The 15709-nt window shown below is 42.2% G+C and carries 15 protein-coding genes; 10 read left to right on the top strand and 5 right to left on the bottom strand.

Annotated elements, in window-relative coordinates; translation table 11 throughout:
- Positions 1 to 19 precede the first annotated feature (19 nt).
- Positions 20 to 1513: a pyruvate kinase gene (gene pyk / locus GGD38_RS02980; RefSeq protein ID WP_375299515.1), complete on the bottom strand. Its 1494-nt coding sequence runs from the start codon at positions 1511 to 1513 to the stop codon at positions 20 to 22.
- A gap of 71 nt (positions 1514 to 1584) precedes the next feature.
- Entirely contained in the window at positions 1585 to 2568 is a 984-nt protein-coding gene (gene pfkA / locus GGD38_RS02975; protein ID WP_375299516.1) for a 6-phosphofructokinase, read from the bottom strand.
- Positions 2569 to 2940: 372 nt separating this feature from the next.
- Between pfkA and GGD38_RS02970 the strand changes: the two genes are divergently transcribed.
- On the top strand, positions 2941 to 3837 hold the full coding sequence (locus tag GGD38_RS02970) for an SDR family oxidoreductase (RefSeq protein WP_375299517.1): 897 nt from the start codon (positions 2941 to 2943) through the stop codon (positions 3835 to 3837).
- A gap of 152 nt (positions 3838 to 3989) precedes the next feature.
- Here GGD38_RS02970 and ctlX read toward each other — a convergent pair whose 3' ends face one another.
- Positions 3990 to 4892: a citrulline utilization hydrolase CtlX gene (gene ctlX / locus GGD38_RS02965; protein WP_375299518.1), complete on the bottom strand. Its 903-nt coding sequence runs from the start codon at positions 4890 to 4892 to the stop codon at positions 3990 to 3992.
- Positions 4893 to 4910: 18 nt separating this feature from the next.
- On the bottom strand, positions 4911 to 6365 hold the full coding sequence (locus tag GGD38_RS02960; RefSeq protein WP_375299519.1) for an arginine deiminase family protein: 1455 nt from the start codon (positions 6363 to 6365) through the stop codon (positions 4911 to 4913).
- A 272-nt stretch (positions 6366 to 6637) separates the two neighbouring features.
- Between GGD38_RS02960 and GGD38_RS02955 the strand changes: the two genes are divergently transcribed.
- The 7 genes from GGD38_RS02955 (at position 6638) to GGD38_RS02925 (ending at position 12035) form a co-directional block, all read left to right on the top strand.
- Positions 6638 to 7072 carry a DUF542 domain-containing protein gene (locus tag GGD38_RS02955; RefSeq protein ID WP_375299520.1) on the top strand — a complete coding sequence of 145 codons (435 nt, stop codon included), beginning with the start codon at positions 6638 to 6640 and terminating at the stop codon, positions 7070 to 7072.
- Positions 7073 to 7324: 252 nt separating this feature from the next.
- Complete coding sequence (locus GGD38_RS02950; RefSeq protein ID WP_375299521.1) at positions 7325 to 8479, top strand: acyl-CoA dehydrogenase family protein; 1155 nt, start codon at positions 7325 to 7327, stop codon at positions 8477 to 8479.
- A gap of 76 nt (positions 8480 to 8555) precedes the next feature.
- Complete coding sequence (locus tag GGD38_RS02945) at positions 8556 to 9017, top strand: hypothetical protein (RefSeq protein ID WP_375299522.1); 462 nt, start codon at positions 8556 to 8558, stop codon at positions 9015 to 9017.
- Positions 9014 to 9196, top strand: a complete 183-nt coding sequence (locus GGD38_RS02940; protein ID WP_375299523.1) for a hypothetical protein — start codon at positions 9014 to 9016, stop codon at positions 9194 to 9196. The genes GGD38_RS02945 and GGD38_RS02940 overlap by 4 nt, the downstream gene beginning before the upstream one ends.
- A 161-nt stretch (positions 9197 to 9357) precedes the next feature.
- Entirely contained in the window at positions 9358 to 10032 is a 675-nt protein-coding gene (locus tag GGD38_RS02935; RefSeq protein WP_375299524.1) for a YggS family pyridoxal phosphate-dependent enzyme, read from the top strand.
- 270 nt (positions 10033 to 10302) lie between these two features.
- Positions 10303 to 11322: a sensor histidine kinase gene (locus GGD38_RS02930; RefSeq protein WP_375299525.1), complete on the top strand. Its 1020-nt coding sequence runs from the start codon at positions 10303 to 10305 to the stop codon at positions 11320 to 11322.
- Positions 11319 to 12035 carry a LytR/AlgR family response regulator transcription factor gene (locus GGD38_RS02925; protein ID WP_375299526.1) on the top strand — a complete coding sequence of 239 codons (717 nt, stop codon included), beginning with the start codon at positions 11319 to 11321 and terminating at the stop codon, positions 12033 to 12035. The genes GGD38_RS02930 and GGD38_RS02925 overlap by 4 nt, the downstream gene beginning before the upstream one ends.
- A gap of 13 nt (positions 12036 to 12048) precedes the next feature.
- On the opposite strand, the gene GGD38_RS02920 is transcribed toward GGD38_RS02925, so the two are convergent.
- On the bottom strand, positions 12049 to 12945 hold the full coding sequence (locus tag GGD38_RS02920) for a DUF6624 domain-containing protein (protein ID WP_375299527.1): 897 nt from the start codon (positions 12943 to 12945) through the stop codon (positions 12049 to 12051).
- Between the two features lie 327 nt (positions 12946 to 13272).
- Between GGD38_RS02920 and GGD38_RS02915 the strand changes: the two genes are divergently transcribed.
- Positions 13273 to 13683 carry a hypothetical protein gene (locus GGD38_RS02915; protein WP_375299528.1) on the top strand — a complete coding sequence of 137 codons (411 nt, stop codon included), beginning with the start codon at positions 13273 to 13275 and terminating at the stop codon, positions 13681 to 13683.
- A gap of 226 nt (positions 13684 to 13909) precedes the next feature.
- Positions 13910 to 15592, top strand: coding sequence for a glutamine--tRNA ligase/YqeY domain fusion protein (locus GGD38_RS02910; protein WP_375299529.1), 1683 nt, complete (start codon positions 13910 to 13912; stop codon positions 15590 to 15592).
- Positions 15593 to 15709 lie beyond the last annotated feature (117 nt).

Below are 15709 nucleotides of genomic sequence, written 5' to 3'. Positions count from 1 at the left end.
ATATAAAGTGTGATATGTTTTAGTCTACTTTCGTGATCTTCACTACGTTGGTAGGAATATGCAGGTGAATTGGCGTACTACCCGTATTTACCACCACATCGCCGGTTTTAAGGAAACCTCTTTCTTTCAGGATCTTGATCTGGTCGAACATGATATCATCCAGGCTTTCTTCTTCATCATAGAAGAAGGCGCGAACACCCCAGCTTAAGCTAAGCTGATTTACCAGTGTTTTTTCTTTTGTGAAGATGTACAGTGGTGAATATGGGCGGTAGCTGCTGAGCACAAAGGCGGTATAACCACTTTGCGTCATACCTATCAGCGCCTCGGCTCTGGTATCTTTTGCCAGTTTACAGCCATTATAGATGATAGCATCACTCAGGAAAGAAGGCGAGTGCGGCAAAGGTTTCAGGTCTTCTTCGCGGTTATAGCGGTATTCGGTACGTTCTACTTCCACAATGATCTTGCGCATGGTTTCAACAACCAGGGCCGGGTGTTTACCGGTAGCGGTTTCGCCACTCAGCATCACCGCATCGGCGCCTTCCAATACAGCGTTGGCCACGTCGGTGATCTCACTGCGGTTAGGTTTTACGCGGTCGATCATACTTTCCATCATCTGTGTAGCCACAATAACCGGTTTGGCGCGGTGGATACATTTACGAATGATGTCGCGTTGAGCCATTGGTACTTTTTCAACCGGCAACTCAACACCCAGGTCGCCACGGGCCACCATTACGCCATCCGATTCGAGGATGATATTGCGCAGGTCAACCAGGGCTGAAGGCATTTCTATTTTGGCAATAACTTTCGATTTGCTGTTGGCTTCTGCCAGTCTTCTTTTAAGGTCAATGATATCTTCTGCTTTACGAACGAACGAAAGCGCTACCCAGTCAACTTTTTGACCAATGATAAAATCGAGGTCAATAAGGTCTTTTTCGGTTAAAGCGGGCAGTGATATTTTTGTATCGGGCAGGTTAACACCTTTTTTAGGTAAAAGCATACCGCCGTAGGTAACTTGTACTTTTACATCACCGGCTTTGGTAATTTCGGTTACAACTACTTCCAGTTTGCCATCGTCGATCATGATCTTGTTGCCCACTTCTACGTCTTCGTGCAGGTTAGGGTAACTAACATAGATCTTTTCTTTGGTGCCTACTACTTTTTCTTTTGAAGTAAAGGTGAGAATGTCGCCTGGCTCAATAAGCAGGGCGCCGTTCTCTATTTCACCAACACGTAATTTGGGACCTTGCAGGTCGGCCAGTATTGAAATGTTATAAGGCTCTTTAGAGTTGATAGCACGGATATGCTCAATGATCTGTGCTTTGTTTTCGTGGGTGCCGTGAGAAAAGTTGAGGCGGAAAATATTAACCCCTGCTTTTACCAGTTCAAGCAGTTTTTCGTATGTGTCACAGGCAGGGCCTACTGTAGCAACAATTTTGGTTCTGTGTATAGTATGCTGAATGCCTGCTTCCTTATCCATTTCATTATGCAGGTACTTGGTTAAATCTCTTGCCATTGTATTAATTTCTTGTTTCTAAAATTCAGGTTTAACGATGCAGGTCCTTTGCTTAGTATTTGTCAATTCAATTAGCTTGCCAGGATCTTTACGATCTTGATCCACTCTTCGCTGATCTTTTGTTTCGATTTCACCGCTCTTTCAAGCAGGGTGTAATGCATACGGTTGTTTAAGATACCCACCATTACATTATGCCGGCCTTCGAGCAGCGATTCTACAGCGGCATAACCCATACGGCTGGCAATAAGCCTGTCTAAACAGGTAGGAGAACCACCCCGTTGAATGTGTCCCAGGATACAAACCCTGGTATCCATGAAAGGAAGGCGTTCTTTCACCACTTTGGCCACCTCATTGGCGCCGCCAAATTCATCACCCTCGGCGACAACCACCATGTTCACGAGTTTTTTACGGCGCTCTTTTTCCTGAAGCGACCCAACCAGCTCTTCAATATCTGTTTTACGTTCAGGGATCAGTATGTGTTCAGCGCCAGTGGCAATACCACTGTGCAGGGCAATATAACCGGCATCACGGCCCATTACTTCAATAATGAACAAACGGTCGTGCGCATCGGCTGTATCGCGAATTTTATCGATAGATTCTACCGCTGTATTTACAGCTGTATCAAAGCCAATGGTAAAGTCGGTACCGGCAATGTCTTTGTCGATGGTGCCAGGTAAGCCAATACAGGGGATGTCGAATTCGCGGCTAAAGATATCGGCGCCTCTGAAAGAACCGTCGCCACCAATGATCACTAAACCATCAATGCCCAGTTTTTTGAGGTTTTGATACGCTTTCTGACGACCTTCGGGTTGGAAGAATTCCTTGCAGCGGGCTGTTTTTAAGATAGTTCCACCTCTTTGAATAATGTTGGCCACACTGCGCGAATGCATGGGTACTATATCATTTTCAATGATCCCGCTATAACCGCGCATGATACCAAACACATCAAGTCCATAATAATTTCCGGTTCTCACAACTGCCCGTATGGCGGCGTTCATACCCGGAGAATCACCTCCCGAGGTAAGGACACCGATTTTAGTCACCTTTTTTGCCATGAATAAAATCTGTTTTATTTAATAATCTTGCGAATCTGCAAAAGGAAAATCGTTAACGGCTGTCTAATCATTTTTTGAAAGGCGGCCCAAAAATAAGGTTTTGTTTTGATACACGTGTTAAGTACACATTGACTCGAAAAAACACTAAAATTGCTTTGTAAAACGATGATTTTTTTGCGAAACACTATTTTTTTTAACCAATATTGCTTTTTTGTTAAGGATAAAGGTTTAGTTGAACAGGTTGCAGGTTAACGCGTAATGCGGGTTCAAGATAATGAATGTGGTAGAAAGTATTGTGCTTAACTTTTTGAGCAGCCGGGTTTTTAGTAAGATATTTTACGCCTGAAAGAAAACGAAATATAATAAAGGGATATGAAACTGAAAGTACTTATTACCGGAGCAAATGGATTATTGGGGCAGCACTTAACTAAGTTATTACTCGACAAAAATTATCAGGTAGTGGCCACAAGCCGCGGCGAATCACGATTGCCATTTGAACCTTCTGATAATTATACCTATCATTCAATGGACATTGCGAATGCGTTTGATACGTATGCTGTCATGAACCGTGAGAAGCCCGATGTGGTAGTACATGCGGCAGCCATGACAAACGTTGATGACTGTGAATTGCAACCTGAACAATGTGAACGAATCAACGTACAGGGCACTGCACAAATACTTACTGATGCTGAAACTTTTAGCAGTCACTTCATCTTTATATCAACCGATTTTGTATTTGATGGCGAGCAGGGAAATTACAAAGAGGAAGATGACGCTTTACCCATCAGCTTGTATGGGTTTTCAAAATTGCAGGCCGAAAGCATGGTGCAAACAAGCGACATACCGTTTGCTATAGTACGCACCTGCCTGGTGTATGGTAATTTATTAAAAGGTACACGAAGCAATATTGTTAGCTGGGTAAAGGAAAGTCTTGAACACGGCAAAACTATTCAGGTAGTAAGCGATCAACTTCGTACACCTACATATGTTGAAGATCTGGCAAAAGGTATTGCGCTTATTATTGAAAAGAAGGCTATCGGCATTTACCATATTTCAGGAAAAGACTGGTTAACGCCTTATGATATTGCACTTAAAACGGCTGCCAAATTCAACCTCGATGCCGGTAAAATTGTAAAGGTGGATGCTTCTACATTTAAACAACCCGGCCGCCGGCCAATGAAAACGGGGTTTGTTATAGAGAAGGCGAGGAGGGAGCTAGGCTACGAGCCTATTTCCTTTGAAGAAGGATTAGAAAAACTAAGGAGCTAATTGGGTACTAGTTACAGGTTCCAGGTTACAGGTTACAGGTTTCAAGGTCTGGAAATTTGTGAAGCTAACCTGTCATCAGCATTCCGCAATTGATAACCCTGCAACCTGTAACTTGTAACCGGCTACTACTTCTTTGACTAATGGGCCTTCTCTTAAAGGAATATCTCTGCTAGCATGCAACGTGCACTGCCACCACCATTGGTTTCAATAGTAGTTAATGGCGCATGCAGTATACGGTTATAACCTTCCAGTTTTTCTATTTGCTCAGGACGTAGTGATGCATATGCCTGGCTCGACATGACCAACAATTTTTCACCCGATCTGTTTTGCACCTGTAACATGTTGCCGGCAAACTGGCCCATTTGTTCAAGACTGATATTCACCAATTCTTTACCGGTTTTACCTATTGTTTCCTGCATCATTTGAAATTCTGCATGATAGGGGAGTGAATCGAGGCAAACAACTACGTACCTGTCGGCAACGCACATCATAACGTTGGTGTGATAAATATCCTTTGCATTGTAATCAACTGCAGTGAACAATACGGGCCGGTAACCCATTTGTTTGCAAAAATCATCCAATACAAGTTTATTAGTTCGGGGCGAAAGACAGGCATAGGCTATTTTATGATCGCGATCGAGCACCATACTGCCGGTGCCTTCCAAATACAGCTGGTCTTTTTCATAACCGGTAAAATCGATTGTATCGGTTATGTTGAACTTTTGCTTCAGTTGTTCAATAACGGCTGGTTTACGTTCCTGCCGCCGGTTTTCGGCAAACATGGGATACAGGCAAATAATGCCATTGCTGTGGAACGAGATCCAGTTATTGGGGAAAATAGAGTCGGGGGTATGTGGTTCCGGCGAATCATCGATAACGGTTACATCAATATCATTCGAGCGAAGCAGGGTTACGAAATTGTCAAACTCCATTTGTGCTTTTTCCTGTGCGGCCGTATCGGCGCCTTCTACCTGAAACGCATTGTTCACGGCCGTTTGGGCATTGAACCCAAAATGTACCGGCCTTATCATCAATATGTGCGATGTTGTTTGCATAAAATTGTGTGAAGTGTGTTAATCAATATCGTCTCTGAGCAATGGCATGCTCATACAATGGAAACCACCCCGGGCTCGTGAGAGCTCTGCTGATGGTATTAATATAAGCGTGTTCTCTATATCATCGGGTGTCACTTCTTCCTTTTCTAACTGATCGAGCAGGTCTTTAACATGCACTATGTTAAAACCGGCTTCACGAAAAGCTTCTACTGTTTTATCGTTACGGTCGTACCCCAGCACCACGCCTTCTTTTAAGGCAAGCAGGTTACAGCTATCGGTCCATTGTTCGCGGGTATCGAAGGGGAACTTGTTATTTCCGCTATAAATGAACTTTACTTTTTCTTTGCAATCAAGGTCGTTCTCACTGATATCTGTAAGCAATTCTTCCAGGTTATCGAAGAATACGGGGTTCTCAGGATCCTTTTTCTTAAATTGAATGATCTTGATCTTATCTTCTTTTTTAAGGCCGCCTTCCAAAATTCGTTCTACAGGGTCGGCGCCTTCGTGTTTCATTACCTTTTTGCTGAATGCGCCCAGCATCACCCACATGTTGCGCTTTACCTGTGTAAAGATGGTATCGATGTGCATGTAGTCGCGCCGGCGTGGTATTTTTATCGCCGTTATTTTTTTAACGATGTTCCTTTCAAACAGCATATTCACTACCTGGCGGGCAGCTTCCATAGTAGTGCGTTCGCTTATGCCAATGAGTAAGTGGTCCTTATGTACCACCATTACATCACCGCCTTCAAGCGTTACTTTCTTTTCATCATTATCGCGTGGTAAAAGAAAGTGATGGGCCGTGTCTGGTATTTCCAGAATGTTATCGCGATACGTTTCAAATAACGGATGGTTAAAGAATATATATTTGGCCAGCAGTGCTTCGCGCAGGCGGGCTATTTTCGCCGGTTTGTTTAGTAATACGTATTCATTGATCACAATGCCGATATCGCGGGTGAAAATAAAGTTGGGAATGGGGGGAAATATCAGCCGGTCGTCTTCAATAGTGCCGCTGATGATGACCTTTGATAGTTTAACAGGCGATAACGACAGCAGCTCGTTTTGGGTGGCGTATGAGCAGCCTTCAACCGCACAAACCGATGCAATAAGTTTTAGTTTTATTTCCTGGTCTTCCAACACATCGGCCAGCAGCCATTCCAGCTCAACTACTTTATCACTTTTGTAGAAGTCTTTCTTTTCAGGTTTATAAAAATCCCTGTTGTTTTCGGGCGCGTCTACCTGTTGCAAACGGCCTTTTATTTTTTGTGGATCTAAAAAGTATAATAAGACCTTTGTGTAATGATCATACTCTTTTTTACGCATGGTTTCAAGGTGTACAATATCTTCAAACAACCAGTCCTGTGCTTTTGAGGGCACCACTTTACCCAAACCACTATCGGGACTATGTACTAACAATCGTCGCAGCCGGCCAATTTCTGATGTTACCTGAACTATTTTTTTGTCTTTACGGGACATAACTATTTAATTTTTATAACAATGAGCAGTGAATCAAAAATAGGGAATAAGGTTTAACAGGCCTTATCGGGTAAATGATGAATATTGAATGACCAATGATGAATGTTGAATGAAAGAAAAAGAAGATGGATGTTTTTTTGATTAAATCTTATACCCGGTGTATTTACTTCATAATTCAACATTTGCCATTCGACCTTCAATATTTTCTTTCGCTATGATTGCAGTCATAAGCAATAGGTAAGGCATGATAGAATTTTGGATAAAAATATATCATGCTTAAATATAAAGACCATACGTTGGCGGCGATCGTATCGGACAGGCATCAGGCGGCGGCCGTTTTTGAAAAATACCATCTCGATTTTTGTTGTAAAGGAAAACGTACACTGCAACAGGCATGTATAGAAAAGAATATACCTGTTGAACCTGTTCTGGAAGAATTGCATCAGGTATTTGAGCCTGGGTTTACTGTGGAAGATCAGTTATTAAGCACCATGTCGGTTTCAGAACTCACAGATTATATTGTTCTCAAACATCATGTATTTGTTAAACATGCCATGCCTGTAATTTATCAGCATTTGTATCGCGTGGCTACAAAACATGGCGACCGTTTCCCTTATATGCAACAGATATTTAATTTGTTTGCCAGCCTTCAACTGGAAATGGATAGCCATATGCAAAGGAAGAAACTGTGCTATTTCCCCGTATAAAGGAGGTTGATAAAGCTTTAAAGCAGATTAATAGCCTTCCAATTGGGAGTACGGCTTATATTAGTCAACCTGTTCATATGATGGAAATGGAGCATGAAGAGGCCGGAGCGTTAATGGCGCAAATATGCAACCTGACAAATGATTACACGCCACCAGCCAATGCATGCACTACCCCCAAAAAAATAACACGAACAAGTGTTAGTTTTTTGTCATGAATTCTATTATCTTGCGGCCAATTATTAAATTCGTTGTATGCAATTCCAACTTACCGAAGAACATTTAATGATACAGAAGGCTGCCCGCGATTTTGCCCAAAACGAGTGTTTGCCAGGGGTTATAGAACGCGATGAACAGCAGAAATTTCCCAGGGAGCAGATCTTGAAACTGGCCGAACTGGGCTTTATGGGTATGATGGTGAGCCCCGACTATGGTGGCGCCGGCATGGACACAATAAGTTATGTGCTGGCCATGGAAGAGATAAGTAAGATAGATGCCAGTGTAAGCGTAAGTATGAGTGTTAATAATAGTCTTGTTTGCTGGGGGCTCGAAAAGTTTGGTTCAGAAGATCAAAAAAGAAAGTACCTGGTTGACCTGGCGCAGGGCCGCAAGAACGGTGAGTTGCATATAGGTGCTTTCCTGTTAAGTGAACCCGAAGCGGGCAGCGATGCTACTTCACAACGCACCACAGCAGAAGATAAAGGCGACTACTATTTGTTGAATGGAATTAAGAACTGGATCACGAATGGCTCGTCTGCATCCATTTACCTGGTAATTGCCCAAACAGATGTTTCGAAGGGAAGCAAAGGCATCAATGTATTTATTGTAGAAAAAAGCTGGCCCGGCGTTACCGTTGGCGCCAAGGAAAATAAACTGGGTATTAGGGGAAGTGACACCCATTCAATAACATTTACCGATGTAAAAGTGCCAAAGGAGAACCGAATAGGCGGCGACGGGTTTGGGTTTACTTTTGCCATGAAGACCCTGGCCGGTGGGCGTATTGGTATTGCCTCGCAGGCATTGGGTATAGCCAGCGGCGCTTATGAGCTGGCATTGAAATATTCAAAAGAAAGAAAGGCCTTTGGTAAAGAGATCATGCATCACCAGGCTATACAGTTTAAACTGGCCGATATGGCTACCCGCATTGAGTGCGCCCGGTTATTGTGTTTGAAAGCTGCATGGGAAAAAGATCAACACCTCGATTATACCTTAAGTTCATCAATGGCCAAAGTATATTCAAGCGAAACAGCCATGTGGGTAACCGTGGAAGCGGTACAGGTACATGGTGGCTATGGATATGTAAAGGAATACCATGTTGAACGACTTATGCGCGATGCCAAGATCACCCAGATCTATGAAGGCACCAGCGAAGTTCAGCGTATTGTAATTAGCCGGTCGATATTGAAGTAGCAAAGTTGTGCATATATGTTACTAGCTACGATTAGTAGTTAACTAGGATATCTAATTAACTACTAAATTTATTTTGATGATAGATGATAGGTATGAATGTCACTTTGAGTTAGAGGCCAAAAGATTTAGATTTTTTAGTGAAGGCCCGAAAGGAAAAATAGAAAAGATAGTTTACTATTCCCAAACACGAAGAGAGAACATCTATAATTTAGGTTTTGGTGATTATAATGGATCAATTAACGACTTTGATGATCAGATAATCACTAACAACGGCGACAGTCGAAAGGTGTTGGCGACCGTTGCAAGATCTTTATATACGTTTACTGATCGTTATCCCGATGCTTCAATAATTGCGACCGGGAGCACCCTGGCAAGAACAAGGCTATATCGAATGGGCATCACCAATAACCTTGGATTAATTGAGAAGGATTTTCATGTTTGGGGATTTATGGGAAAGGAGTTTGTTAAATTTGAGAAGAATGCGGCTTATGAAGCGTTTTTGGTAAAGCGAAAGAAAATAAATAAATTTGATATATGAAGGATGAGAAAGCTAAAATAGAATTTCAATTTCCTCCTAGTCTGGATCCTACTCGAGATAAATACGATCCTGAGCTTGACGAGCTACGGGCTAAAATGGAAGAGAACCCTAAACACATTGCTCGTGCAAATGAAATTCTGGACAAGTACCCCGTTCCTCAATGGATTTTAGATTTATAAAAACCATTAGTTAAGATTTCTCCTTTCTTATCCTCCCTTCATTCTATTCTTTCTTTTTATTTCCCTCGCACTCACTAATCATAAAGCATTAAAAGCTTTTCCCATGTACCTTTGCCGCGGCATAATGTTTTGTTTGTATAACAAACTAAATAGAAATACTGATGGCGGTAAATACAAAAGCATATCTGGAAATTAATAAGCAGCTTCAATCAACGCAAACGACCCTGGTAGCGGTTTCTAAAACCAAACCAGCCAGTGATATTCAGGAACTATACGACCTGGGACAACAGGATTTTGGCGAGAACTATGTTCAGGAATTAGCCGAAAAACAGTTACTACTACCCAACGACATCCGCTGGCATTTTATCGGTCACCTGCAATCGAACAAAGTAAAATACATTGCCCCCTTTGTGCATTTGATCCACGGAGTAGATAGCTACAAATTACTTCTTGAAATTGATAAACAGGCCCGCAAATTCGATCGGGTAATTCATTGCCTGTTACAGGTGCATGTTGCCCAGGAAGAAACCAAATTCGGTTTTAACGAGATCGAATTGATGGATGTGATGGATGCCATTCATAAGTATAAACTCTTAAATGAACTGAAAAACGTGGAGGTATCGGGGTTAATGGGCATGGCTTCGTTCACAGATGACCTTGAGCAGGTGCGAAAAGAGTTTAAGTACCTGAAATTACTGTTCGATGGTTGTTCTGCATTACCATGGAATAGTCAATTTACTACCTTATCAATGGGAATGAGCGGTGATTTTCAACTAGCCATTGAAGAGGGAAGTACGATGGTGCGTATCGGCAGCCTTTTATTCGGCGCCCGCTGATTTTTGCTTATCGGTTTTTAACGCTAATTCGTCGGGCTTTTAGATTCAAACATCGAAAGGATTATGAACCCGGCTTTCTACGGTATATCTTTGATCTACATAATTAAATAGTGTTTTTCATAGGTTATTGATTAATGGTAAAGGGCTGTTTCTACAGCTCTTTTTTCTTTTCTACCCCTTCCTGCCTTCCCAACAGGCATTTCGTCAAGTAAATAGTGCGGAAAGTGTAACAGGTTATCCCATCCCAATTTTGTATATTTAATTTGATGTATGAACACCGCCGGTTTTATACAACGTTATCACCTGCTGCATTGGCTTGCCTGGGGATTGCTGTTCTTTGGATGGCATTTTTTCCGGTTCCAGGATTATCCGGCCGCAAAAGGATGGTACATCACTTTTATTAAAGTAGCCGATCTGGCCCTGATGGTTTACCTCACCAATTACCTGCTTATTCCCCGGCTGTTGTATAAGAAGAGATATGTTCTGTTTATACTATTGTTTGCAGCACTTGTGTTTTCATTCAGTATTGGTAAAATGTATGTTGAGGGTGCGGTGTTAAACACATCCTTCGATATTTGGGACCGTTTTAAAGTACGGGTATACGACAATGTGATCCCGCACTTCTTACTGGTAAGCACTGGCGCCGCCATTAAATTGCTGGCCGACTATGCACGCGCGCAACGCCGCCTGGGCGAAATGGCTAAAGAAAAGGCGGAAACGGAACTGAACTTTTTAAAGTCGCAGATCAATCCGCATTTCCTGTTCAATTCATTGAACACTATTTATTTTTTGATCGATAAACAGAACACAGCGGCGCGCACCACTTTATTGCAAATGGCCGACCTGCTGCGATATCAACTGTACGAATGCAACAGCCATACTATTGAAATAGAAAAGGAAGTGAATTACCTGCAGGATTACATACGGTTACAGGAGCTACGAAAAGATAATCAATATGAGGTTGGCATTGAAGTAGGTGAGGAGGTTAAAGGGTTCCGTATAACGCCTTTGTTGCTGATACCATTTGTGGAAAATGCGTTCAAGCATATTTCACATTATAGCCATGAAAAAAATTTTATCAGGGTAAAGCTGCAAAGGCAAAACGGCACCCTTATTTTTATTGTTGAAAATTCAAAAGACGATCACCAGCGAAGCACAGAACCCGAGGGGGGGATAGGACTGGCAAATGTTAAACGCAGACTGGAATTGTTGTATCCGGGAAAACATGGTTTACAGATTAAGAACGATCGGCATATCTTTAAAGTTGAACTCAATTTACATTTATCATGATACTCCGTTGTGTTATCATAGATGATGAGCCCATAGCCCGCAAAGGGTTGAAGGAATATATGCAGGATGCATCCTTTCTGCATTTGGCCGGAGAGTTCGATAATCCTTTAAAAGCCGCCGATCTGCTGGCGCATGAAAAAATAGACCTGTTGTTCCTTGACATTCAAATGCCCAAAATGACGGGTTTGGAATTTTTGAAAACACTTGCGCACCCGCCAATGGTGATATTTACCACGGCATATCCGCAGTATGCGGTAGAAGGTTTCGAATGGAATGCGATCGATTATTTGGTAAAACCATTTTCATTTGAACGTTTCTGGAAGGCTGTTTCAAAAGCACACAGTATGCAGGAGGTAATAAGCCAGCCGGCAACATCTACAGCCGAACCCGATTACTTTTATATAAAAACAGATAACAAACTGGTGAAGGTGTTGTATGATGATATCCTTTTTGTAGAGGCGTTGCAAAATTATGTGGCAGTATATACAACAGGTAAAAAGTATATCACCTATTTAACCTTTCACAGCATAGAGACGCATTTACCCGCTTCACGGTTCATTAAAACCCATAAATCGTATATAGTGGCAGCTAATAAGGTTGAGAGCATTGAAGGGAATGATATAGCCATTGGTTCGTATCATGTGCCGATTAGCCGTACCGAGCGGGAAACGGTTTTGCAGCAATTGATACAAAACAGACTGTTGCGGCGATGATTTGAACCTGCGTTTAATTATTTTCTTTTAAATATTGTTCAATAGTTGATAATCCCAGTTTTTTTCTTCTCTTATTTATGCGGCCGGGATGTTTTACAGGTAACAGGATGTACTTATTGGTTTTTTCATCCAGCGTTAGCTGTGTACCGTATATCTGTTTTTTACCTTCCGATGTCATTATCCTATCTAGTAAGTAGCCATAAAAATCAGGACTGCTTTGGTGGTTCTTTATTGATCTTTTTAAAAGAGGAAGGTACTTTTTTTGCGTGGCTGAGTCCGCATGTTGAATTACCAGGAAAACAGTCAGGTTCCCTTTGCTTCCAACATCATCAATGCCAGGCCAGCCAAATTTGTCAATGATCTTTATTATTCTATCAAGGTTGATGGTGTCATAGTGCATAACGCTATCACTTAACAGTGACATCAACTTCTGATCTTTAGATCCAGATTTATATAAAGAATCCAGCTTAAGCCTGTGTAACTGGTCAGTTTCGTATATGTAATTGAGTTCCTTTACCAGGTCAATACCGTTTATTTTCATTTTTTCAGCATAATTGTCATTTACTTTGTTTATGACTGCTATCCACCTGGTGTCTTTGTGAATTTTTCTAAAGCCGCTGTCTGTAAGTAATTTGTCATATTCAATAAAGCCATTGTCGGCGGCTTTCTGTAGCATATTGAATGCTTTGCCGGTGTTGCCAGCTTCGGCATAGGAACGTGCGCAATAAACGAAATCAATTAGATCGGGCTTTCTTGTTTTAAATGCTTTTTCATAAAATTCGGCAGCCCCGGTAAAGTTTGATGCCACAAGCAACGAGTCGGCTTTCTTTATCAGTTGCAGATACCGCCACTGACCAATGGTCTTTAATGTTGAAAATAGTAGAACTACACCCATGCATAAGATCTTCATTCCTGTCAAATGTTAGGAGTTGAAAGTATAGACTTAAGTGTTAGGGTGATTGTAAAGTTGTTATATTCACGTGACCAATGGAGAAATTTTATAACACGTTCATTTACATGGTATGTTGTATTATCACAACATTATTTCTTGTAGAAAACGTAATATAGGGTTACCTTTTTCCGTTTTTTGTATAAATTTGCATAGGTATTCAATCGATCTTTTTAACTCCTACCATCCAACGCTGCTTGTCTTCGCTTGTTAATCAACAGCTTGCCTACATTTCTAAACGATTCGCTTTTCATATTATTAATTTTTGTATCTAAAAAACAAAAGAATATGAAAACAATCATGCACAAAGCCTTTTCTTACGTAAAGAAAACCGCTGTTCTATTGCTGGTAGTTATGGTAACCCTTACTGCTTCAGCTAATGTTCCTGACACAACTTTGGAAGAGGGTGAAAACGCCGCTGTATCATGCCTGAAATTGGAAGAAGGCCAGGTTTACTTTAATGTAAAGTTTGAGAACGCCGATGGTGGCCGTTTCGACATCCTGGTAAATGATGTTAATGGCGATAACCTGTATCATGCTGCTTTTACCGGTAAAAACTTCAACAGAGTATTCAGAGCTCCGGTTGAAAATGGTAAACTGGTGATCATCATCCGTGACGGTAAAGACAAGATCAGCCACAAATTTGAGCTGTCTACCGAATCAAAGATGGTACAACAGATCCTGGTTAAAAGAATGTAGTAGCTGACGCTTTTGCGCAGTATGGCTACTGATCAGGTCTTATTTGTACGCGAGCATTGTTTTGTCATACCTGCCCATAAGTTTCATTCCGGTCAATCGGAATGAAACTCCGCCGCCAGGGGCGTTGCGCCCCAAAAATTATTCCCGTCCCTGCGATAACTGTCACTTGTTCCGGCCATTAGATGCCAGATTTACGTTAAATTTGCCAAATTCAATTCATTGAGTTATGGCAGAGATCAACACTCCGGAAGAAAAAAGTCTGAATTTTATAGAAGAGATCATAGAAGAGGATCTGAAGCAGGGCAAGTATAAATCAATTGTTACCCGTTTCCCTCCCGAGCCCAATGGCTACCTGCATATTGGTCATGCTTCAAGCATTTGTTTAAACTTCGGGCTTACTAAAAAGTACCCTGGTTATACCAATCTCAGGTTCGATGATACCAACCCCACCACTGAGGATACCGAGTATGTGGAAAGTATCAAGGATGATGTTCGCTGGCTGGGTTTTGAATTTAAGAATGAATTATACGCCTCCGATTACTTCGACCAGATGTATGAATTCGCCATCGTTCTTATTAAAAAGGGACTGGCGTATGTCGACGACTCCACTTCGGAGCAAATAGCGCTCATGAAAGGTACGCCTACCGAACCGGGTAAGGACAGTCCTTTCCGCACCCGCACTGTTGAAGAAAACCTCGACCTGTTTGCCCGCATGAAGAACGGTGAATTTCCTGATGGTTCCCGTACCCTGCGTGCTAAAATAGATATGTCGCATGTAAACATGCTGATGCGCGACCCCGTGTTGTATCGTATTAAACATGCGCACCACCACCGCACTGGCGACAAATGGTGCATTTACCCCATGTACGATATGGCGCATGGTCAAAGCGATTCTATTGAGCATGTTACCCATTCAATTTGTACACTTGAGTTTGTTCCTCACCGTGAACTGTACGACTGGCTGATCGCCAACCTGGAGATCTATCCATCGCATCAATATGAGTTTGCCCGCCGTAATATAAACTACACTGTTACCAGCAAAAGAAAACTGCTGCAACTGGTGAATGAAAAGTTTGTAAGCGGTTGGGACGATCCCCGCATGCCAACCATTTCGGGGTTACGTCGTGCAGGTTATACCCCCGAAAGTATTCGCGAGTTTTGCGACCGTATTGGTATTGCCAAACGCGAGAATATGATCGATGTGTCGTTGCTTGAATTTTGTGTTCGTGAACATTTGAACAAGATCGCACTGCGTCGCATGGTGGTATTCGATCCGGTGAAGGTGGTGCTTACCAACTATCCGGCCGACGGCTCGGTTGAAATGTTTACAAGTGAAAACAATCCGGAAGACCCCAATGGTGGAGTTCGCGAAGTGCCTTTTAGCCGTGAATTGTACATAGAGCGTGAAGACTTTATGGAGAACCCGCCTAAAAAGTTCTTCCGTCTGGCACCAGGGCAAATGGTACGCCTGAAAAGTGCTTATATCATCAAGTGCGATGAAGTGATAAAAGACAGCAATGGTAAAATAACTGAATTGCATTGCACCTATTTGCCCGAAAGCAAGAGCGGCGCCGACACCTCAGGAATTCATGTAAAAGGAACCTTGCATTGGGTTAGCGTGGCACAGGCTATCAGCGTTGAAGTACGCCTGTACGACCGCCTGTTCAGGGTAGAAGACCCCAGCAGTGAAGAAGGTGATTTCAAGGATTATATCAATCCTAATTCATTACAAACGATCACTACTGCATATGCTGAGCCTGCATTGAAGAACCTTCGTTTTGCCGATCGTTGCCAGTTCTTACGCAAAGGCTATTTCTGTTTAGATAAAGATACTTCTGAAGAGAAAATGGTGTTTAACAGAACGGTTACGCTGAAAGATACGTGGGCGAAGGAGGCGAAGAAGGGTTAACAAGTAGACGAGTTGACAGAGAGTTGAAAAGTTGATAGAGGTGATGGAGTTGATAAAGGGTTTCTGTGCAACAGGTTGATTAATTGTTGACGAGTTGAAATACATTTGGCGGGGATA

Source organism: Niastella sp. OAS944 (assembly GCA_024809215.1).
Classification (GTDB): Bacteria; Bacteroidota; Bacteroidia; order Chitinophagales; family Chitinophagaceae; genus Niastella.
This window is presented reverse-complemented; position numbering and strand designations above follow the sequence as displayed.